The organism is Mycobacterium appelbergii (genome assembly GCF_032883035.1).
Lineage (GTDB): Bacteria > Actinomycetota > Actinomycetes > Mycobacteriales > Mycobacteriaceae > Mycobacterium > Mycobacterium appelbergii.
This window is the reverse complement of sequence record NZ_JAMQTH010000010.1, coordinates 226,397-245,577: the sequence shown is the minus strand read 5'-3', so window position 1 is coordinate 245,577 and position 19,181 is coordinate 226,397. Positions and strand designations below refer to the sequence as shown.

Annotated in this window: 18 protein-coding genes; 10 read left to right on the top strand and 8 right to left on the bottom strand. The window is 65.1% G+C overall.

The features are described 5' to 3' along the window. Window positions 1-59: 59 nt before the first annotated feature. The 3 genes from M1247_RS23630 to M1247_RS23620 form a co-directional block, all read right to left on the bottom strand. Window positions 60-1,892: a fatty acyl-AMP ligase gene (locus M1247_RS23630; protein ID WP_317158821.1), complete on the bottom strand. Its 1,833-nt coding sequence runs from the start codon at window positions 1,890-1,892 to the stop codon at window positions 60-62. A gap of 113 nt (window positions 1,893-2,005) precedes the next feature. Continuing rightward, entirely contained in the window at window positions 2,006-2,536 is a 531-nt protein-coding gene (locus M1247_RS23625; RefSeq protein ID WP_317158820.1) for a DUF4333 domain-containing protein, read from the bottom strand. Between the two features lie 9 nt (window positions 2,537-2,545). Then, window positions 2,546-4,024: a neutral zinc metallopeptidase gene (locus M1247_RS23620; protein ID WP_317158819.1), complete on the bottom strand. Its 1,479-nt coding sequence runs from the start codon at window positions 4,022-4,024 to the stop codon at window positions 2,546-2,548. A gap of 238 nt (window positions 4,025-4,262) precedes the next feature. On the opposite strand from M1247_RS23620, the gene M1247_RS23615 reads away from it, so the two are divergent. The 6 genes from M1247_RS23615 (at window position 4,263) to M1247_RS23590 (ending at window position 10,191) form a co-directional block, all read left to right on the top strand. Beyond that, on the top strand, window positions 4,263-4,850 hold the full coding sequence (locus tag M1247_RS23615; protein WP_317158818.1) for a peroxiredoxin: 588 nt from the start codon (window positions 4,263-4,265) through the stop codon (window positions 4,848-4,850). 2 nt (window positions 4,851-4,852) lie between these two features. After that, the gene (gene ahpD / locus M1247_RS23610; RefSeq protein ID WP_317158817.1) at window positions 4,853-5,386 is read left to right on the top strand and encodes an alkyl hydroperoxide reductase AhpD; all 534 of its coding nucleotides are present in this window, start codon (window positions 4,853-4,855) and stop codon (window positions 5,384-5,386) included. Between the two features lie 124 nt (window positions 5,387-5,510). Next, the gene (locus M1247_RS23605; protein WP_317158816.1) at window positions 5,511-6,821 is read left to right on the top strand and encodes an MFS transporter; all 1,311 of its coding nucleotides are present in this window, start codon (window positions 5,511-5,513) and stop codon (window positions 6,819-6,821) included. Next, the gene (locus M1247_RS23600; RefSeq protein ID WP_317158815.1) at window positions 6,818-7,810 is read left to right on the top strand and encodes a LacI family DNA-binding transcriptional regulator; all 993 of its coding nucleotides are present in this window, start codon (window positions 6,818-6,820) and stop codon (window positions 7,808-7,810) included. Before M1247_RS23605 ends, M1247_RS23600 begins: the two co-directional genes overlap by 4 nt. Before the next feature lie 114 nt (window positions 7,811-7,924). Then, window positions 7,925-9,127 carry a cytochrome P450 gene (locus M1247_RS23595; RefSeq protein ID WP_317158814.1) on the top strand — a complete coding sequence of 401 codons (1,203 nt, stop codon included), beginning with the start codon at window positions 7,925-7,927 and terminating at the stop codon, window positions 9,125-9,127. Continuing rightward, window positions 9,124-10,191: a phosphotransferase gene (locus M1247_RS23590; RefSeq protein WP_317158813.1), complete on the top strand. Its 1,068-nt coding sequence runs from the start codon at window positions 9,124-9,126 to the stop codon at window positions 10,189-10,191. The genes M1247_RS23595 and M1247_RS23590 overlap by 4 nt, the downstream gene beginning before the upstream one ends. A 4-nt stretch (window positions 10,192-10,195) precedes the next feature. Here the strand turns inward: M1247_RS23590 and M1247_RS23585 are convergent, their stop codons facing one another. Beyond that, window positions 10,196-10,900, bottom strand: coding sequence for a FadR/GntR family transcriptional regulator (locus tag M1247_RS23585; RefSeq protein WP_317158812.1), 705 nt, complete (start codon window positions 10,898-10,900; stop codon window positions 10,196-10,198). Between the two features lie 50 nt (window positions 10,901-10,950). Continuing rightward, window positions 10,951-11,724, bottom strand: coding sequence for a sulfite exporter TauE/SafE family protein (locus tag M1247_RS23580; RefSeq protein ID WP_317158811.1), 774 nt, complete (start codon window positions 11,722-11,724; stop codon window positions 10,951-10,953). Between the two features lie 238 nt (window positions 11,725-11,962). On the opposite strand from M1247_RS23580, the gene M1247_RS23575 reads away from it, so the two are divergent. Next, window positions 11,963-12,937: an arginase family protein gene (locus M1247_RS23575; protein ID WP_317158810.1), complete on the top strand. Its 975-nt coding sequence runs from the start codon at window positions 11,963-11,965 to the stop codon at window positions 12,935-12,937. Further along, window positions 12,934-14,265, top strand: a complete 1,332-nt coding sequence (locus M1247_RS23570) for an MFS transporter (protein WP_317158809.1) — start codon at window positions 12,934-12,936, stop codon at window positions 14,263-14,265. The genes M1247_RS23575 and M1247_RS23570 overlap by 4 nt, the downstream gene beginning before the upstream one ends. A gap of 52 nt (window positions 14,266-14,317) precedes the next feature. Here M1247_RS23570 and M1247_RS23565 read toward each other — a convergent pair whose 3' ends face one another. From M1247_RS23565 to M1247_RS23555, 3 genes are read right to left on the bottom strand one after another with little or no spacing between them, the layout of a single operon-like run. Next, window positions 14,318-14,620 carry a hypothetical protein gene (locus M1247_RS23565; protein WP_317158808.1) on the bottom strand — a complete coding sequence of 101 codons (303 nt, stop codon included), beginning with the start codon at window positions 14,618-14,620 and terminating at the stop codon, window positions 14,318-14,320. Further along, complete coding sequence (locus M1247_RS23560; RefSeq protein ID WP_317158807.1) at window positions 14,617-16,122, bottom strand: class I adenylate-forming enzyme family protein; 1,506 nt, start codon at window positions 16,120-16,122, stop codon at window positions 14,617-14,619. The genes M1247_RS23565 and M1247_RS23560 overlap by 4 nt, the downstream gene beginning before the upstream one ends. Continuing rightward, window positions 16,119-16,994: an SDR family oxidoreductase gene (locus M1247_RS23555; RefSeq protein ID WP_317158806.1), complete on the bottom strand. Its 876-nt coding sequence runs from the start codon at window positions 16,992-16,994 to the stop codon at window positions 16,119-16,121. The genes M1247_RS23560 and M1247_RS23555 overlap by 4 nt, the downstream gene beginning before the upstream one ends. Before the next feature lie 195 nt (window positions 16,995-17,189). Between M1247_RS23555 and M1247_RS23550 the strand changes: the two genes are divergently transcribed. Beyond that, window positions 17,190-18,767, top strand: coding sequence for a methylmalonyl-CoA mutase family protein (locus tag M1247_RS23550; protein ID WP_317158805.1), 1,578 nt, complete (start codon window positions 17,190-17,192; stop codon window positions 18,765-18,767). A 2-nt stretch (window positions 18,768-18,769) separates the two neighbouring features. Then, window positions 18,770-19,168 carry a cobalamin B12-binding domain-containing protein gene (locus tag M1247_RS23545; protein WP_317158804.1) on the top strand — a complete coding sequence of 133 codons (399 nt, stop codon included), beginning with the start codon at window positions 18,770-18,772 and terminating at the stop codon, window positions 19,166-19,168. Window positions 19,169-19,181: the final 13 nt, after the last annotated feature.

The following is a 19,181-nucleotide window of genomic DNA, read 5'->3' as shown; positions in this document are numbered from 1 at the left end:
GCGAAAGGGACGGCACTACCGGCGGTACTTCATTTCAGGAGGTACGCAACACTGCCGACTTACCGATCAAACCGTCCAGCCAGATACTCACTGCGAGAGGCATTCCGGGCAAGTTTTCCGCTCGTCGTCCGCGGGATGACCCCGGCGGCGACCATGCGCACGTCGGCGACGCGGACGTGGTGTTGGCGGGACACCGCCGCGCGCACGGCGTCGGCGATCGGTCCGGGGTCGGCGCGACCCGCACCTGCGGCGCGTTCTGCGACGATGACGAGTTCCTCGCCGCGCTCACCGGGCACCGAGAACGCGGTGACGTAACCGGAGCGCACCCCTTTGGAGGCGTTGCTCACCGTCGTCTCGATGTCGTGCGGGTAGTGGTTGCGTCCATCGATGACGATCAGGTCTTTGATCCGGCCGGTCAGATACAGCTCGCCGTCGATGTAGACGCCGAGATCGCCGGTGGCCAACCAGTAGCCGTTCTCCGGAGCACCTTCGGCGTGGCTACCGGTCGCAAGGCGGGTCTGCAGTTTGTTGCCGAAGACCCGCTCGGTCTCATCGGGCCTGCCGAAGTAGCCGCGGCCGATGTTGTTGCCGTGCAGCCAGATTTCGCCGACCGTGCGGTCCGGCACCTCTTCGCCGTCGGCGTTGGCGATCGCCGCCCACTGGTTGGGGATGGGCTGACCGCATGACACGTGGGTGACGGCGCCGGGATCGGTGGCGGCGACGGTCACTGCCAGTCCGTCGGACAGCTGCGCGCGATCGAGGTGAACGGCGCCTGCCGCGGCGGTGGGCGCGATGCTGGCCACCGAAAGCGTGGCTTCGGCCATTCCGTAGGACGGTTTGATCGCGGTGGCGGGCAGGCCGTAGGGAGCGAATGCCGTCGTGAACTTCTCGACGGCCGCCAGGGTCACCGGCTCAGACCCATTGAGTAGGGTCACCACGTTGCTCATGTCGAGGGCTTCACCCTCGGGCGGCAGCCCACGTTCGGCGGTCAGCTCGAATGCGAAATTCGGTGCCGCCGCGAAGGTCCGGCCGTACACCGCCTCGGCGGCGAGTTGCTTGATCCAGCGGTAGGGCCGCCGAACGAAGGCCATCGGATCCATCAGCGTGATCTGACCCCCGCACAGCGCCGGGAACATGATCATGATCAGACCCATGTCGTGATAGAGCGGCAACCAACTGACGCTGCGCACGCCCATGTCCAGATCGCCGGCCAGGATCATCTGCAGGACGTTGGTGCAGACGTTGCGGTGGGTGATCTCCACGCCGGCCGGGCTGCGGGTCGAGCCCGACGTGTACTGCAGGTAGGCGATGTCGTCGGAGTCCAGCGACGCCCCGGTGAACATCGCGCCGAGGGCGTCGGGAACGGCGTCCACCGCGATCAACCGAGGGCGGCTCGCGGCGGGCAGGTTCCGCAGGAAGGTCCGCACCGACTCCGACGCGGCGGTCGTCGTCAGCACCACCGTGGGTTTGGCGTCGGTCAGCACCGCGGCCAACCGTTCCGCATGACCTGAGAGGCTCGGCGCGAACAGGGGGACCGCGACGTTGCCCGCGTGGATGGCCGCGAAGAACGCCGCCACGTACTCGACCCCCTGAGGGGCCAGGATCGCCACGCGATCACCGGCCGCGGTGACCTGCTGCAGACGAGCGCCGATGGCGCAGACCTGCGCCCACAACGCATTCCAGCTGAGTTCGACCGCCCGCCCTTCCGGGTCCTGCGAGTAATCGAGGAAGCGGTAGCACGCCTCGTCGCCGAATGTGCTGCGGTTGCGGTCCAGGAACGACGTCAACGTCACGCCGTCAGGTACGACGATCGTCCCGTCCGCGCCGACGTAGTGCTCGATGCTGGACTCCGGCCGTTCGACCACGGCGCTGTTCAGAGGTTCCCGACCCATAGCACAAGAGAATAGTAGGGCCTCTAAATACCCTATGCATCCTGGGTTTATGACGGTAGTCACCGCTCGGTGTCAATGTGATCTTGGTCATAGTCGGCCACGCCGATATGGGCCTACCTCGGGCCGTCCACCGCGTACGTTCCGTCGTCGTCGGTGAATTCCACGTTCACGCGACGCACTGTCCCGTTGATGTCGACCTCGCACGTGAAAGTGGCGCCGACCCGGACCTGTGGGTTCTCACCGTTGTTGCACACCACCGCCGCGACCGCGTTGGCCCCGTAGCCGTTGAGCGGATCGGACAGGATCTGCGTCACTCCTGCCTCGGCGCGATGGACGTCCAGCACCGTGCCGCCCGACGCCCCCAGCGTCCACACGGCCCACCCGATGGCAACGAGCACCATGGCACCGACGGCCGCACCCGCCGCGAGGGCCCAGGTCCGCGACGGCTTGGGCGCCGGGCGGGCGCGAGGGGGATCGGGCCGGTGAGGGTTGGGTGGCCGGAGCGGGGGGTGAGGCGGACCGTAGGGATTGGGCCGTGGAGTGCGCGGAGGCGGCCGATGCGGAATCGCAGGCCGGCCGGCGGGGGCGCCGGGTGGCGGCGCTCCGCCGGGCCTGGACCACCATGGCTGTTCGGGACCGCTCACCGCCGCTCCTTAACCTGACTCACCGAAACGTTGGTAGCACTGCGCAGCGTCGCCCTGCAGGCCGGACCGGTAGGCCAGGATCCGGCTGAATCCCGCGGGCAGCAGGGTGCCGTTGACATCGCTGGCCGCCAGCCCGTTGGTGAGCAGGCCGCTGATCGCCTCGTCGGTGTCGCCCGCCGACAGGGTGATCGGCTGACCGGGTTCGGCCATCCTGGCCTGCCCGACGCCGGTCAGACACCCGGTGCGCATGGCCGCCACCGGGGTATCGACGGCCAGGCCTTTCTCGTGCTGCACCGCGAGCGCGTAACGGGAGGTGATGACGGATATTGCGGTGTTGTCGCCCTGCAGCAGTTGCTGTTCGTCGTTCTCGTTTTTGGCGGCTCCCAGCGCTTTGAGTGCGGGGAGGTCCACCACGATCGTGTTGGTCGACGGGCAGTACGACGCCGGCGGTGACGCTTTGGCATCGGGGCAGTCCTGGGCGTCGGTACTCAGCGACGGCGGATTCGTGGGGGAGTAGATCGGCGCCAGCGCCGTCATCACGTCGTTCAGTAGATCTGTGGTGATGGCGCTGTTTCCGGACTCCGCGTCGCCGGAGAGGTCCGAATCGAGGAAGTTGGGCAGATCTCCCCGACGCTTCTTGATATCGCTCATGTCGATCGCCGCGCACTGGTCGACGTTGCCGCTGAATCCGATCTGGAACGCGCTGACCCGGTCGAGTGCCGAACCGTGTTCGTTGCCGGTCAGCACGGCGTCCAGTTTCGTCATGAGCGGGTCACGGATGTAGATCAGCCCGGCGAGCACGTAGTTGAGCCCCTCGCCGGTGCTCAGCTCGAACCGCGGTGAATTTCCGGCCGCCACCCATCGCAGGTATACCCCCGCGAAACAGTCGGCCTGCTGTTCGGAGACCAGTACGGGTGTCGTCGCGTGGTCGACGAGCCCGGCCTGGGCCTGGACCGAGTGGCCGTATTCGTGTGCCATCACGCCGACCACACCCATCTGGCCGAAGTACTGCGCGGCCACCGGGATTGCGACGCCGCGGTCCCACGCCATCAGGTCGTCGTTGAAGCAGTAGAACGCATTGGTCAGGCCGAACGTGTTCTCGCCGCAGATGTCCAGCCCGGGCGATTTGTCGGAGTTGAACGAAACCAGGGTCCCGACCGGGGCGAAGGCGCCCGGCAGCGACCCACCGGAGTAGTTGTGCGACCAGAAGTCCTCGATGTCGTCGATCGCCAACAACGTCAGGTTGTCGATCTGTCCGCCGTCACTGTTCTCGGCGCCGCGGCTGGGGGCGGGCGCGTCGGGCCGCATACCGCTGTGCCCCTCGGTGACCGGCAGCCCGCCGACCCGGTCGGGGTCGAACAGCATCGACGTCGCACGTCCCTGGACGACGGTGGTGCCGGCGCAACCCGCCAGCAGGACCGCGCAACACACCAGGACCAGCCACCGGCGGAGCGCCCGACCTGCCACCTGCCCTGCCTTCCGCCGCATGTACCCATGCCAGTTTTACCCGCCCGACACGTTCGACGCGCCGGCGCATGGCTGACTCGGACGTGCGCGCCAATCTCGTTGCGACAACACAGATAATGATGCGACCCGCTCGCAAACCCGCGGGTTGTGTTGACAATCACGTCGGATCCGGTTGCCACAACCGCCTCGTAACGGACAGAATCGTGGACGTGCAGTCTGGAATTATTCCAGAAAACGAAGACGATGGGATATGTTTGCAATGGCTCTTTTGTCGATTGGCGCTCAGTTTCCGGAATACGACCTGGCCGCTGTGGTGGGCGGGGATCTGTCCGAGGTCGACGCCAAGCAGCCCGATGATTACTTCACCCGTGTGACCAACAAGGACCACGACGACAAGTGGCGGATCATCTTCTTCTGGCCCAAGGATTTCACGTTCGTGTGCCCGACCGAGATCGCCGCCTTCGGCAAACTCAACGAAGACTTCGAGGACCGCGACGCCAAGGTCATCGGCGTGTCCGTGGACAACGAGTTCGTGCACTTCCAGTGGCGTGCCCAGCACGACGACCTCAAGAAGCTGCCTTTCCCGATGGCCTCGGACCTCAAGCGTGAACTCGCGCAGGCCACCGGCGTGCTCAACGCCGACGGTGTCGCGGACCGCGCGACGTTCATCGTCGATCCCAACAACGAGGTCCAGTTCGTCTCGGTGACCGCCGGTTCGGTGGGTCGCAACGTCGACGAGGTGCTGCGGGTACTCGACGCCCTGCAGTCCGACGAACTGTGCGCCTGCAACTGGCGCAAGGGTGATCCGACGATCAAGGCCGGCGAGTTGCTGGCAGAGGCGGTCTGACCGTGAGTCTGGACAACATCAAGTCCGCATTGCCGGACTACGCCAAGGATCTCAAGCTCAACCTGGGCAGCATCGCCAACAGCACCGAACTCTCCGAGCAACAGCTGTGGGGTGCATTCGTGGCGACGGCGGCAGCCACGAAATCGGAGCGGCTGCTGAAGGAGATCTCCGAGGACGCGCTCGACGTGCTCAGCGAAGAGGCGTACCACGCCGCCCTCGGCGCAGCCTCGATCATGGGGATGAACAACGTCTTCTACCGCACCAAGGGTCAGCTCGACGGTCGCTACGACGATCTGCGTGCCGGGCTGCGGATGAACATCATCGCCAATCCGGGTGTCCCGAAGGCGGACTTCGAGCTCTGGTCGCTTGCGGTGTCGGCGATCAACGGCTGCGGGCACTGCCTGTCCGCCCATGAGACCGTGCTGCGCGACGCCGAGGTGTCACGCACGACGATCTTCGAGGCCATCCGCCTGGCGTCGATCGTCTCGGGAGTCGCCCAGGCGCTCGCAACCGTGGACGTGCTCTCGGGGGTCTGATTGCCAATGCGCATGCGCGAATGCCCGAAAAGAGGCTTACGCGCATAACCGAATGGGTAAACTCGCCTCTCGCGATCTGAGAGGCGAGTTTCCATTGGCTTTCCCGCTGAAGAATTCCCACCGCGTGGACCCCGTCGTGCGCAAGGCGATCGCTGGCGCCTCCATCGGCAACGCGGTGGAGTGGTTCGATTTCGCCATCTACGGCTTCCTGGCGACCTACATCGCCGCCAATTTCTTCCCCGCCGGCAATGAGACGGCGGCGTTGCTCAACACTTTCGCGATCTTCGCCGCCGCATTCTTCATGCGGCCCCTCGGCGGGTTCGTGTTCGGCCCCATGGGCGACCGGTTGGGCAGGCAGAAGGTCCTGGCAGTGGTGATCCTGCTGATGTCGGCGGCCACCCTCGGCATCGGGCTACTGCCCACCTATACGACGCTCGGCGTTGCCGCCCCACTGCTGCTGCTCGGCCTGCGTTGCCTGCAGGGCTTCTCGGCAGGCGGTGAATATGGTGGCGGCGCAGTCTATCTCGCCGAATACGCCGGGCAGCGGCACCGCGGCTTTGTGGTCACCTTCATCGCCTGGTCGGGGGTGCTCGGGTTCCTGCTCGGCTCGATCACCGTGACCCTGCTTCAGGCGCTGTTGGCGCCGGAGGCCATGGAGAGCTTCGGCTGGCGCATCCCCTTCCTGGTGGCCGCGCCGCTCGGACTGGTCGGGCTCTACATCCGGCTGCGTCTGGATGACACGCCCGCCTTCACCGCACTCGACAAAACCGACCGCGTCGCCACATCACCACTGCGCGAAGCGATCCGGACCGCACGCAAGCACATCCTGCAGGTCATCGGGATGTTCATCGTTTTCAACGTGGGCTATTACGTCGTGTTCACCTTCCTGCCGACGTACTTCATCAAGACCCTGCAGTTCACCAAGACCCAGGCGTTCCTCTCGATCACCCTGGCGAGCCTGGTCGCGCTCATCCTGATCCTGCCGTTGGCGGCCCTGTCGGACCGGATCGGGCGTCGGCCCCTGCTGATCGGCGGCTCAGCGGGCTTCGTGGTGCTGGCCTATCCGCTGTTCTTGCTGATGAACTCGGGTTCGGTGGTTGCGGCCATCGCCGGCCACTGCGTGCTCGCGGCCATCGAATCGGTATGTGTGGCGACGGCCGTCACCGCCGGTGTCGAGCTGTTCGCCACCCGGGTGCGCTACAGCGGCTTCTCGATCGGCTACAACATCGCGGTCGCGGTCTTCGGCGGCACCACGCCCTATGTCGTCACCTGGCTGACGGCGTCCACCGGCAACAACCTGGCTCCTGCCCTGTACCTCGTCGCCGCCGCCGTCGTCTCGGTCGCCACCGTCTTCACCCTGCGCGAAAGTGCCGACCGCCCGTTGCCGGGTTCGGGAGACCTCTCTGAGCAGCAACGTGCCACGATGGCACCGTGAGCACCAGAGGAACCACTACCAGGCCGACGAAGGCCGACGTGGCCAGGCTCGCCAAGGTTTCCACGGCGACCGTCAGCTATGTCCTCAACAATGTTGAGGGCCAACGCATCTCGGAGCAAACCAAGACGGCGGTGCGAGATGCGGCTGCGCAGCTCGGGTACCGGCCGAACCTGGCGGCCCGCAACCTCGCAGTCGGCGGCAGCGGGGTGGTGCTCTACATCGTGCCGCGGACCGATCTCGGGGAGCTGCCACTGGAGGTCGGCAGTCGCCTCACCACCGCACTCGGTCGACACGGCATCGTGCTGTCGATGCAGCTTGAGACCGACGACGGCCAGAACATCGTCGACGCGGTCGCGAACTTCAACCCTGCCGCGGTTGCAGGCGTGTTCCCGCTCGCCGGCGCCGCGGCCGCGGCGGTCGACGCGGCGGGGATCCCCCAGATCTACCTCGGTAGCGAGAAATTGCGGGCGCTCGGATCGCTGCACCTGACAGTCGGGGCGATGCGGGTGGAGCACCTGATGTCGCGCGGGCACACCCGCTTGGCGTTCGCGTACTCCGGCGCCGAGGTGTTGCGGCCGCTCGGTGACTACTGGTTGTCGGGTCTGCGAGCGGCCGCCGACGAACACGGGCTGCCCGATATCGAGGTCGCCAGTGTGGACATCGACGGGTCCGACGCGGCGGAGATCGTGTCGACATGGGTGTCCGCCGGTGTGACGGCGGTGTGTGCGCAAAGCGATGAGACTGCGTTCGTCGTGCTGCACGGGATACGCCGGGCCGGCCTGCGCTGCCCGGGGGATCTCGCGGTTATGGGCGTCGACGCGATACCGCTGGGTGCCGTGAGTTCCCCACCGCTGACCTCGGTGGTCTTCGACGCCAAGACCATCGTCGATGCCGCGGTCCCGGCGATGATGGCCGAACTCGGTTATCCCACCGTCGCTGACGAGCCCGGTGAGGACCCTGCCCGGCTCATCGTGCGCGACAGCACCTGAGCGTTACATGTCTCCGGTCAACCGTAACCCGCTCAGACCTTGTCGGACGGATGCTCGGCCGTGTAACTTACGCGTGTAAGCAACTCTGCGCAGCCCTCAGAGAGGCGGTTCGCTGTGAGCGTGAGTACCACCAGTGACGTGTACTTCGACCCGTATGACGTCGAGATCAACGCCAACCCGTATCCGACCTTCGCCCGGCTGCGCGACGAAGCGCCGCTGTACTACAACGAACAGCACGACTTCTACGCACTGAGCCGGTTCGCCGACGTCAACAAGGGGCTGGTCGACCACGAGACCTTCAGCTCCGCCCGCGGCGCGATCATCGAACTGATCAAGGCCGACATCGACATCCCTTCCGGTGCGCTGATTTTCGAAGATCCGCCGATCCACACCATTCATCGCAAACTGCTGTCCCGGATGTTCACCCCGCGAAAGATCAACGCGCTGGAACCCAAGATCCGCGAGTTCTGCGCGCAGGCCCTCGACCCGCTGGTCGGTACCGGAAAGATCGACTTCGTCACCGACTTCGGCGCCATCATGCCGATGCGGGTGATCAGCGCCCTGCTGGGTATCCCCGAGGACGATCAGGAGATGATCCGCGACCACGGCAACGCGCAGCTGCGCACCGAGGCGGGCAAGCCGATGAAGGCGGCCCAGGAGGGCTTGGTCGACGGCTCGATCTTCGAGACCTACATCGACTGGCGCAAGGACAATCCGTCCGACGACATCATGACCGATCTGCTCAACGTCGAGTTCACCGACGAGCACGGGGTGACCCGCAAGCTCACCCGCGAGGAACTGCTGATCTACATCAACGTGGTGGCAGGTGCGGGCAATGAGACCACCACGCGTCTGATCGGCTGGGCGGCAAAGGTTCTGGCTGAGCACCCCGATCAGCGGCGCGATCTGGTCCAGAACCCGGCACTGGTCCCGCAAGCCATCGAGGAGCTGCTGCGGTTCGAACCGCCCGCCCCGCATGTCGCGCGCTATGTCACCCGGAACATCGACTTCCACGGGCAGACCGTGCCCCAGGGCAGCGTCATGATGATGCTCATCGGTGCGGCGGTTCGGGACAGCCGCCAGTTCCCACCCGATGGTGAGGTTTTCGACATCCACCGCGAGCAGCGTCAGCACCTGGCGTTCAGTGTCGGCACCCACTTCTGCCTCGGCTCGGCACTGGCCCGGTTGGAGGGCCGTATCGCCCTCGAGGAGATGCTCAAGCGATTCCCCGAGTGGGAGGTCGATGTGGACAATGCCCAACTGTCACCCACCTCGACGGTCCGCGGCTGGGACAAGATGCCGGCGTTCGTCAAATGACCGCGAGCCTGACCGTCCCCAAGAGCTGGGATGGGATCACCGCCGAATGGATGACGGCCGCGCTGTCCCGGGATTTCCCCGGCGCTGCGGTCGAGGACGTCACCGTCGAACTACGTGATGACGGCACCAACCGGCGTGCGAGGCTGGCGGTGACTTACTCCGCCGGTACGGGGCCCGCGACCGTATTCGTCAAGGCCGTCGATCCCGAGCACAAGGCGATGATCAAGATGACCAGCGGGCTCTTGCACGAGCCGCGCCTGTTCAACGCGAATCTACCTCTGCCACTTGAACATCCGAAGGTATACGCGGCACTGATCGATGAGGCCGAAGAGGACTTCATGCTTGTCATGGAGGACCTCACCGCGCGCAACGCCGATCCCCGCGATGCCACCCGGCCGTTGACCGTCGAGCAGGCGGCCGCCGGCGTCCGCGGCCTGGCCCGCATGCACGGCGAGTTCTGGGGCACCCGCGTCGAGCGGCCGGCGCTCGACTGGCTGGAACCCTTCGTGCCGTGGGACGGCATGCAGTACGCGCCGCTGCCCGCCGCGCTGGAACGCCTCGGTGACGATGCCCCGGAGTCGGTCCACGCACTGTCCATCGATCAGCTCGTCGAAGGCATCTGGAAGCCCTACATCCACACGCTGACCAGTTCTTCGCAGACCCTGCTCCACGGGGACGCCCACATCGGCAACACCTATCTGCTGCCCGACGGGGACGTGGGCTTCCTGGACTGGCAGGTGGCCCGGCGCGGCAACTTCTCCCTGGACCTCGGCTATTTCCTTCAGGGCGCGTTGCGGACCGAGGACCGGCGCCTCAGCGAGCGGGTACTGCTTGAGGAGTACCGCGACGCGCTGGGCCTGCCCGCCGGCGAACTTCCTACCACCGAGGAGATCTGGTTGCGCTACCGGGCATCCGTCGCCCATGGCCTGACCCTGTGGCTGGCCACTGCCAGCGCGGGGGAGCTGTGGCAGCGGCCTGACATCGCACTCGCACTCGCGCAACGCTATTCGGCGGCCTACGAAGATCTGCAGACCGCGGCCGCGATCGCCGATATCTGCGGCTAGGTACTCAAGTCGAGAGTTGTTTGTCTTCGACGATCTGGCCGACATCCTGGATGTGCTCGTCCATCGCTATGAAGGCCTGCGCTGGATCGCCGCCCTGTATCGCGGCAAGAATTCTCTGATGTCCGGCAATTGATGCTTCGCGGCCTTCACGGGTTGCGTGTGACCCGTGTCTGGAGGCGCTGATCCAGTGCTTCATCTGTTCGACAAGTGCGACCAGGAGCGGGTTCTGGGTGGCTCGGGCGACGGCTTGATGGAACTCCTCGTCGAGCCGGAGGGACTCGTCGGGGCTCAAGTCGCCGCTTGAGGTACCGAGAATCTGCCGCATACGGAGAAGGTCTGCCGCGGTGGACCTTTCGGCTGCGCGGGCAGCAATCGACGGTTCGACCACGTGTCTGAGATCGACGATGTGGAGCATTTCGCGATCAGCTTGGTTCAACGCTCCCAGTAGCGCACCAACTTGTGAGTTCGGTTCGAGAACCACAGTCCCTCGGCCAGGCTTCCGATCCGCCAGGCCTTTCATTTGAAGCTGCACCATTGCGTGTCGAACGCTGGTGCGAGATACGCCGAGCTTCTCTGCAATTTCCCGCTCGGGGGGAAGTTTTTCCCCTGGCCGGACCTCGCCGGTTGCAATGAGTTTTTCGAGGTAGGTGGCAACCTCGGTGCTTACCATCGACGCGTTCAGACCAGCGCCCGACCAATCGATCGTCACTCGGTTCCTCCCTGCCACTGCCTGTCGCCATAGCCAGCCCAGTTGGTCGATCATCCCTGCTTAAGCATAACTGCGGCCACGGTGAACCCCAGGACGCAGACGGCTCGGCGGAGAGTTTCAGGGCTTAGTCGCCGGGCGGCGAACCCACCGAGGAATCCGCCGATGCAGGACGTGGCGCACAGGATCGCCACCTGAAGCAGGCTCACTTGACCTAACCCGATATAGACCGTCGCGCCTGCGGTCACGATGACGAGCGACAGAAGTGCCTTAAGCGCATTCAGTCGCTGCATGTCGTCGGAGATGAAAATCCCGAGGACTGCAAGCAGCAGCACGCCGAGCCCCGCGCCGAAGTACGACCCGTACACGCTGGCAAGCAGGCCGCCTGACTGGATTCCGAAGCGAGATATCTCATTACGAGTTGTCGTCGCTTCCTGGCGTCTTCGGTTATTCACCCACGCAGCCAGTCGCGGCTGCGCCAACAACAACAGGCAGGAGATGATCACCAAGTACGGAACGGCACGCTTGAATGCGTTTCCGGGAGTGGCCAGCAGGAGCAGCGCCCCAACAATGCCACCGAGAATGCTCACCGCCAACAACCCGACGAATCGTCTGCGCTGACCGTGCAACTCTCGTCGGTAGGCGTAGGCGCCGCCTGCATAACCCGGAACCAGTCCGATTGCAGAAGTGATGTTGGCGGTCACAGGCGGAACGCCGAGCGCCAGCAGCGCAGGGAACGATATCAACGTGCCACCGCCTGCGGCGGTATTGACGGAGCCCGCCAAGACGCCCGCGACCGCCAGCAGTGCGATCTGGCCAGGTGACATAACGACCTCTCAGAGCTTGTGATCTGGACAGGGGAGGTGGTCCGGATCGGTGAAAATTCGCCCGATCTTCTTGCGTTGGTCCTGGGCCAGTGATTCAATGACTGTTAGCTTGGTCACTTGGTACGACCAAGTGTCCAAGTTAGCTTAGGTCAGCCGCCGCGCTGACGCCAGCACTACGACGAACGGCCCATCCGGTAATTGCCGCGCCTTCACCCGAGCCACGAGGTATTCACACTCCATGACAAGCGCTTTCGAGCAGATCAACTCCAGCCGGTTCGAACTCGGCACTTTTGCCGGCGTGCCCCGCAGTACATCGCGCCCCGTCGGCGCAGCCCTTCTCGGCCTGCCCTTCGACACCGGCACAAACAATTTTCGAATCGGGTGCCGTCAGGGGCCCGACCACATCCGGCGGTCGCACCTGCCGGATCGCCAGTTCCTGTTCCACTCGGATCGAGATTTTCTCAGAGATCTCAACGTCATCGACCTGGGGAACCTCTCGTTGACACCCAGCCGGCTCGAGGATGCGTTCGATCAGATCAGTGCAGCCGCGTCGACGATTTATCGAGCGGGAACTGTGCCCGTAACGCTTGGGGGAGACGGCTCGGTGACGTTGCCGCAGCTGCGTGCCGCGCACGCCGAGTTCGGCACACTCGCGGTGATTCACTGCGACGCGCACACAGACACTTCGGATGTTCCTGGTGCCGGCCGGTATACGACAACCACGACATTCCTCCGGGCAGCCGAAGAAGGGCTGATCGACCCGGAACGGACTTACCACATCGGCACGCGAGGCACCCTGTCCGCGATCACTGGCACCCGGACGAATATCTCCGGTGTGGGCCACCGGGTCCTGTCCATGGATGAGTTCATCGGCGAAGGTCCGAAGGCAGTCGGTGAGCGTCTGATTGCCGAGATCGGTGATCTTCCCGTCTACATCTGCTGGGATATGGACTTCTTTGATCCTGCAGCAGCACCCGGAGTGGCGATGCCGGAATGGGGAGGAGCTTCGGCCCGGGAAGGCTTCGAACTTCTTCATCAGTTCAGTCGGCTGAATGTCGTCTCGTTCGATCTCAACACGGTCAGTCCTCCCCACGATCCACTCGGGTTGACCGGCAGCTTGGCGGGGCGCGTCATCATCGAGTTCCTCGACGGACTGGCAGCGCACCGCGAGCTGACTGCTGCCACCGCCGTAAAGGACGGCGCCACCAAATGACCAGCGCCAGCGGTGATTCCGTACAGGTACGCCCACAGCACAAGCGCGCTGCGCTGGGCGCGTTCTCCGGCCAAGCGATCGAGTACTACGACTTCTACCTGTACGGAACGGCAGCTGCACTCGTCTTGGGAAAGCTGTTCTTTCCCTCTGACAATCCTGTGGCAGGCACACTGGCAGCGTTTGCGACATTCGCCGCTGGTTTCCTGTTGCGTCCACTGGGTGCGATCGTCTTCGGTCACTACGGAGACAGGCTCGGCCGCAAACGCGTGCTGGTCGTCACCCTTCTGATGATGGGTAGCGCGACCACATTGATCGGTCTGTTGCCGACGTATGCGACGGCCGGCGTCTGGGCGCCGATTGCGCTGGTGTTCTTGCGATGCGTCCAGGGTTTCGCGCTCGGTGGTGAATGGGGCGGTGCCTCGCTGGTATCGGTTGAGCACGCGCCGAAGGGAAAAGCGGCGTTCTACGGAGCGATCCCTCAGCTGGGCTCCCCCGCGGGCCTGCTGTTGTCCACCGCCATGGTCCTACTGATGGGCTTCATGTCAGACGAGGCCTTCCACTCGTACGGTTGGCGCATACCTTTCCTGGTGTCGGCTGCACTCCTTGTGGTCGGCCTGCTTATCCGCGCTGGCATCGACGAAACCCCTGACTTCGTCAAGGTCCAACGAGATCGCAAACAGGTGACCGTCCCACTTGCCGAGCTCTTCAAGACCTGCAAGAAGCCACTGCTCATCGGACTGAGTGCAGCGATGCTCACCAGCGGCGGATATTTCCTCGTCAATACCTTCGTCGTCTCCTACGCAGTCGAAGAACTCGGTTTGGACCGCAGCATCGGCTTGATCGGTCAGATCATCACCTCCGCGATCCAGGGCTGCCTGATCCTGGTAATCGGCCTCTGGGCGTCGACGCGCAAGCCTCGTTTCCTCGCCGGGGCGGGGGCGGCACTTGTTGCCGCATGGGCATTTCCGCTCTTCGGGCTACTCAATACGGAAATACCCGTGGCGATTTGGTTCGGACAGGGTGTGGCCACCATGTTCCAGACCGGTCTCTGGGCAATGCTGCCTGCGCTCTTGGCCGCCCAGTTCCCAGCCCACCTCCGGTACACAGGTATCTCTCTGTGTTACCAGGGCGCCAGTCTTCTGGGCGGATTCACCCCTCTGGTCGCCACATTCCTGGTGTCGCAGACGCAAGCTTCCTGGCCCGCTGCGCTTTTGCTGATGGTGCTGGGTACGGTGAGCGCTATCGGGTGTTTTGCCGCCGTGGGAAACTCGGTCGATTTGTCGAAACGACAAGAACAGCAACCCGAGCGTGGTTATTCGCGAACGTGAAAGCCCTGCGAGTTGCCGGCCGAATTCTCGCAGACGGTTCACAGTCGCGGGTTCAGTCGCTGGCAGGCAGCGGCTTGGCTTCCTTGAGACCCAGCGGGGTGGTGCCGATCGATAGCGTCCCGGCGCCGGCCTTGGTGACCAGCACCTCGGCACCGGCATCGTCGACGTAACGCTTGCCCATCAGATTGCCCTCGGAGAATGCCGGATCGATCGTTGCGCCGTCGTCTTTTTGAGCGTCCAGCGGCACCATCGCGGCGCCACCGGCGCGCAGATCGTCCAGGCTGTCGGCGCTGCGGACCACGATGACCTGGGTGTCGCACACCTGGCTCTGCAGGCGGGTGCCGTTCTTGATCACAATGCTGACTCCTTTGAGATGGGTGCGAGTTCATCGACGAGTTGGCGGCGCAGCACCTTGCCGGTGGCGTTGGTCGGCAGTTCATCGCGGAAGACGACGCGATCTGGGGTGCGCGATCCCCGCAACTGCTTGCGCACGTGGTCGCGCAGCTGATCCGGATCCGGGGACACCCCGTCGGCGGGTACCACGACGGCCACGATGATCTGGCCCCACTGTGGATCCTCCGGCCCGACCACGGCCACGTCCCGGACATCGGGATGCTCGACGAGGACGTCCTCGATCTCGGCAGGCGCGATGTTCTCCCCGCCGCGGATGATGGTGTCGTCGGAGCGCCCGCCGATGAACAGATAGCCGTCGGCGTCAAGCATCGCAACGTCTTTGGTGGGGAACCAGCCCTGCTCGTCGAGGACCGACCCGATCTCGGAGTACCGGCCCGAGACCTGCTCGCCGCGCACGAACAGCTCACCGGTCTGACCGGCGTCGAGCACCGTGCCGTCCTCGGCGCGGATCTGCACCTCGATCCCGGGCACCACCTGGCCGACCGAGCCGAGCCGATGCATCCCGGCCGCGTCCCGGGCGGCCAGCGCGGCCCGATGGTCGTCGGGACCGAGAACCGCGATCGTGGAACTGGTTTCGGTCAGACCGTAGGCGTTCACGAAGCCGACAGCCGGCAGCAAGTGCAGTGCCTTGCGCACCAGCGGCAGTGCGACCTTCGAGCCGCCATAGGCGAGGTTGCGAAGCGTCGTCAACTCGGCACCGGTCGTCTCCAGTGCGGTGACGATGCGGTCGAGCATGGTCGGCACCACTGTCGCCGACGTGACGCCTTCGGTGCGCACCAGCTCGACCCATTTATCGGCGTCGAAATTGCGCAGGTACACCATTTTCCGGCCGGCGTAGAGATTCGACATGGCCGCGCTCACGCCCGCGATGTGATACGGCGGCACGCAGATCAGTGCTGCGTCTTCCGCTGCGGCCGAGTCGAATTCGACTGTGCCGGTGATGTAGCTGGTCAGGTTGTTGTGGGTGAGCTCGACGGCCTTGGGGCGCGAGGTGGTGCCCGAGGTGAACAGCACCACGGCCACGGCGTCGGGGTCGACGAACTCCGAAACCGGGTCGGCCGAGCGGGCCGCCGCCAGGAACTCCTCGGCGGTGATCATCTGTTTGCCGGCCCCGCTGACCACGTCGGCGTACTCGGCGTCGGCGATCACCAGGGGCTCGGGCAGCCGGTCGATGAGCTCCCGCAGGCCGTCGGCACTGAGTCGGTAGTTCAACGGGGTGAACGGCACGCCGGCGCGGGCCGAGGCGAACAGCAGCAGCGGCAGCAGCGCGCCGCCGGTGCCCACATAAGCGACCTGCGCAGCCCCCGTCGCGGTGATGACACCGGCGCCGCCGTCGGCGAGCGCGCTGACCTCGGCCGTGCTGAGGCGCAGGTCGTCGGACACCACCGCGATGCGGTCGGGGTTGCTCGACGCTGCCATCTCCAGCAGCAGCGAAATGCTCATAGGCCCTGTCCCGGTGCGTCGATGAAGATGTCGATGATGGGATTGTCCCCGCCACCGTAGCGGCACAGATCTGCCGAGCCCGCCGCGGTGAGCACCTCGGAGTCGATGAATGTCTGACCGGTGACCTCGGCTGCCGCGCGCGACAGGATCTCGACGGCCGCGTCGGCCATGATCTCGGGGCGGCGGGAGGCGGCGACCAGGTCCTGACCGTCGGCGAGGTTGGTCACTGCCGATGTCGCGATGTAGGTCTGCGGCCACAGGCAGCTGAACCCGATACCGTCCTCGGCGTACTCGGACGCCCAGCCCAAAGACAGCAGCGTCATCCCGTACTTCGACAGGGTGTAGCTCGGATGTGCCCCCAACCAGTAAGGGTTCATGTTCAGCGGCGGGGCCAGCGTCAGCACATGCGCGCCGGCTGTCTGTGCTCCTCGCGTGCGCGCCGCGGCGGCGCGCAGATGGGGCACTGCAGCCTTGGTCAGCAGGAAGGTGCCGCGGATGTTGATGTCCATCATCAGGTCGAACTTCTTGGCCGACAGCGCCTCGGTGGGTTCGGTGGCGATGGCGCTGGCGTTGTTGACCACGATGTCGATCCCGCCGAAATGCTCGACGGCAGCATCGACGGCGCGCTGCACGTCCTCTTCTTTGCGGACGTCGCCGACCACCGCGACCGCCTTACCTCCGGCGGCCTCGACGTCGGCGACAGCGGTGTGGACGGTGCCAGGGAGTTTGGGGTGTGGTTCGGCGGTCTTGGCCAGCAGCACCACATTCGCCCCGCGTCGCGCAGCGCCGAGTGCGATCGCCAGGCCGATACCGCGGCTACCGCCCGACACCACAAGCGTGCGATCGGTGAATGAGTCCTGCTGGGTGGACATTGGCCTCCTCGCGCATCGGCGTTTGCGGCCGATTTCCTGATGGTATTGCCATTCTCATTTTTGGCAAGTCCCGTAATCATAAGCCTTCGCCGGGCGCGTAACGTCGCCTACCGGACGGTTTAGCGCCAGTGCAGGCCGCGCATTTCCGTCGTGCGGTATTGGCATTCTCATTTTTGGCAAGTACGTTATCGAGTGATGAGCGACGACGTTGAGACCCCCTCGGGCATCCCGCTGGCGCCCGTATACGGGCCAGGTGACCGCTCGGGCGAACCGCCGGCACCCGGTGCCTACCCGTTCACCCGTGGCAACTTTGCCTCCGGCTACCGCGGAAAGACCTGGACGTTCCGCCAGTACTCGGGCTTCGGCACTGCCGAGGAGTCCAACCAGCGCTACCGGTATCTGCTCCGCCAGGGCGGTACCGGCCTGTCCGTGGCGCTGGATCTGCCGACCCAGTGCGGGTACGACTCCGACGACGACGAGTACGGGGAAGAGGTCGGTCGGGTAGGCGTCGCCGTCGACACCCTGGCCGATGCCGAGGTGCTGTTCGACGGCATCCCGCTGGAGGCGATCAGCACCAGCTTCACCATCAACGGGACCGCTGCCATCCTGCTGGCGTTCTACGTCGCCGCTGCCGAGAAGAAGGGCGTCCCGCGGGAGAAACTGACCGGCACCATCCAGAACGACATCCTCAAGGAATATGCCTCGCGTGGCACCTGGATCTGGCCGCCGGAACCCTCACTTCGGCTGATCGCCGACACCATCGAGTTCTGCGCGGCCGAGGTGCCGCGCTTCAATGCGATATCGGTGGCCGGTGCGCACTTCCGCGATGCCGGCGCCAACGCCATGCAGGAGATGGCGTTCACCCTGGCCGACGGCGTCACTTACTGCGACACCGTCATCGAGCGCGGCCGGATGACCATCGACAAGTTCGCGCCGCAGATCTCGTTCTTTTTCTACACACACGGTGACTTCTTCGAGGAGATCGCCAAATACCGCGCCGGACGGCGCCGTTGGGCGACGATCGTGCGGGAGCGCTACGGCGCCACCGCCGACAAGGCCTCAATGTTCCGGTTCGGCTGCGTATCCGGCGGTGCCTCCCTCTACGCCCCGCAGGCGCAGAACAACCTGGTGCGGGTCGCCTACGAGGCGATGGCTTCGGTGCTCGGTGGCGTGCAGTCGATGTTCACCGCCGCCTGGGACGAGCCGTTCGCGCTACCCAGCGAGGAATCGGCGACGCTGGCGCTGCGCACCCAGCAGATCCTGGCCTACGAGACGGGCGTCACGAAAGTGGCTGACCCGTTGGGTGGTTCGTACTTCGTCGAAGCACTCACCGATGCCAGCGAGGCGAAGATCATCGAGATCATGGACGACCTGGAGCGTCATGGCGGGATGGTCCGGTGCATCGAGGACGGTTACCTGCAGGGCCTGATCGCCGACGAGGCGTTCAAGATCCATCGGGAGGTGGAAACCGGCGATCGGCCCGTTGTCGGGGTCAACAGATTTGTCTCCGACGAGCCACCGCCCGAGATCGCCACCTACGAGCTGGATGCGCAGGGTCGCGACCTGCAACTCAAACGGCTGATGAAGGTCAAGGCGGAACGCGACCCTGTCCTGGTGGCCGACACTCTTGCCGCGCTCAAGCGGTCCGCCGAGGGAGACGACAATCTGATGCACAAGCTGATCGACTGCGCCAACGCGTACTGCACGGTGGGCGAGATGGTTTCGGCGCTGAAGTCGGTGTGGGGCGAATTCCAACAGCCGGTGGTGTTCTAGCTATGGCTACCCGAGTACTCGTCGCCAAGCCCGGCCTCGACGGGCATGACCGGGGCGCCAAGATCGTCGCCCGCACCCTGCGTGACGCCGGGTTCGAGGTCATCTACACCGGCATCCGGCAGCGAATCGAGGACATCGTCTCGATCGCCGTGCAGGAAGACGTTGCGCTGGTAGGTCTTTCGATCCTTTCCGGTGCTCATGTGGCGCTGACCACGCGCATCGTCGATGCGTTGCGCGCAGCCGACGCCGGCGACATCGCCGTGGTCGTCGGTGGCACCATCCCGCAGAGCGATGTCCAGAAGCTGCTGGACGTCGGTGCGGCCGCGGTGTTCCCGACCGGCACGCCGCTGGACAGCCTCGTGACCGAGGTTCGCGCGTTGACTGGGAAGGCAGGCATATGAGGTTGGGCGGGCG

Coding starts and splice junctions, on each gene's coding strand:
- M1247_RS23630 (WP_317158821.1), bottom strand. CDS start 1,892: ATGGGTCGGGAACCTCTGAACAGCGCCGTGGTCGAACGGCCGGAGTCC.
- M1247_RS23620 (WP_317158819.1), bottom strand. CDS start 4,024: ATGCGGCGGAAGGCAGGGCAGGTGGCAGGTCGGGCGCTCCGCCGGTGG.
- M1247_RS23615 (WP_317158818.1), top strand. CDS start 4,263: ATGGCTCTTTTGTCGATTGGCGCTCAGTTTCCGGAATACGACCTGGCC.
- M1247_RS23590 (WP_317158813.1), top strand. CDS start 9,124: ATGACCGCGAGCCTGACCGTCCCCAAGAGCTGGGATGGGATCACCGCC.
- M1247_RS23580 (WP_317158811.1), bottom strand. CDS start 11,724: ATGTCACCTGGCCAGATCGCACTGCTGGCGGTCGCGGGCGTCTTGGCG.
- M1247_RS23575 (WP_317158810.1), top strand. CDS start 11,963: ATGACAAGCGCTTTCGAGCAGATCAACTCCAGCCGGTTCGAACTCGGC.
- M1247_RS23570 (WP_317158809.1), top strand. CDS start 12,934: ATGACCAGCGCCAGCGGTGATTCCGTACAGGTACGCCCACAGCACAAG.
- M1247_RS23560 (WP_317158807.1), bottom strand. CDS start 16,122: ATGAGCATTTCGCTGCTGCTGGAGATGGCAGCGTCGAGCAACCCCGAC.
- M1247_RS23555 (WP_317158806.1), bottom strand. CDS start 16,994: ATGTCCACCCAGCAGGACTCATTCACCGATCGCACGCTTGTGGTGTCG.
- M1247_RS23550 (WP_317158805.1), top strand. CDS start 17,190: ATGAGCGACGACGTTGAGACCCCCTCGGGCATCCCGCTGGCGCCCGTA.
- M1247_RS23545 (WP_317158804.1), top strand. CDS start 18,770: ATGGCTACCCGAGTACTCGTCGCCAAGCCCGGCCTCGACGGGCATGAC.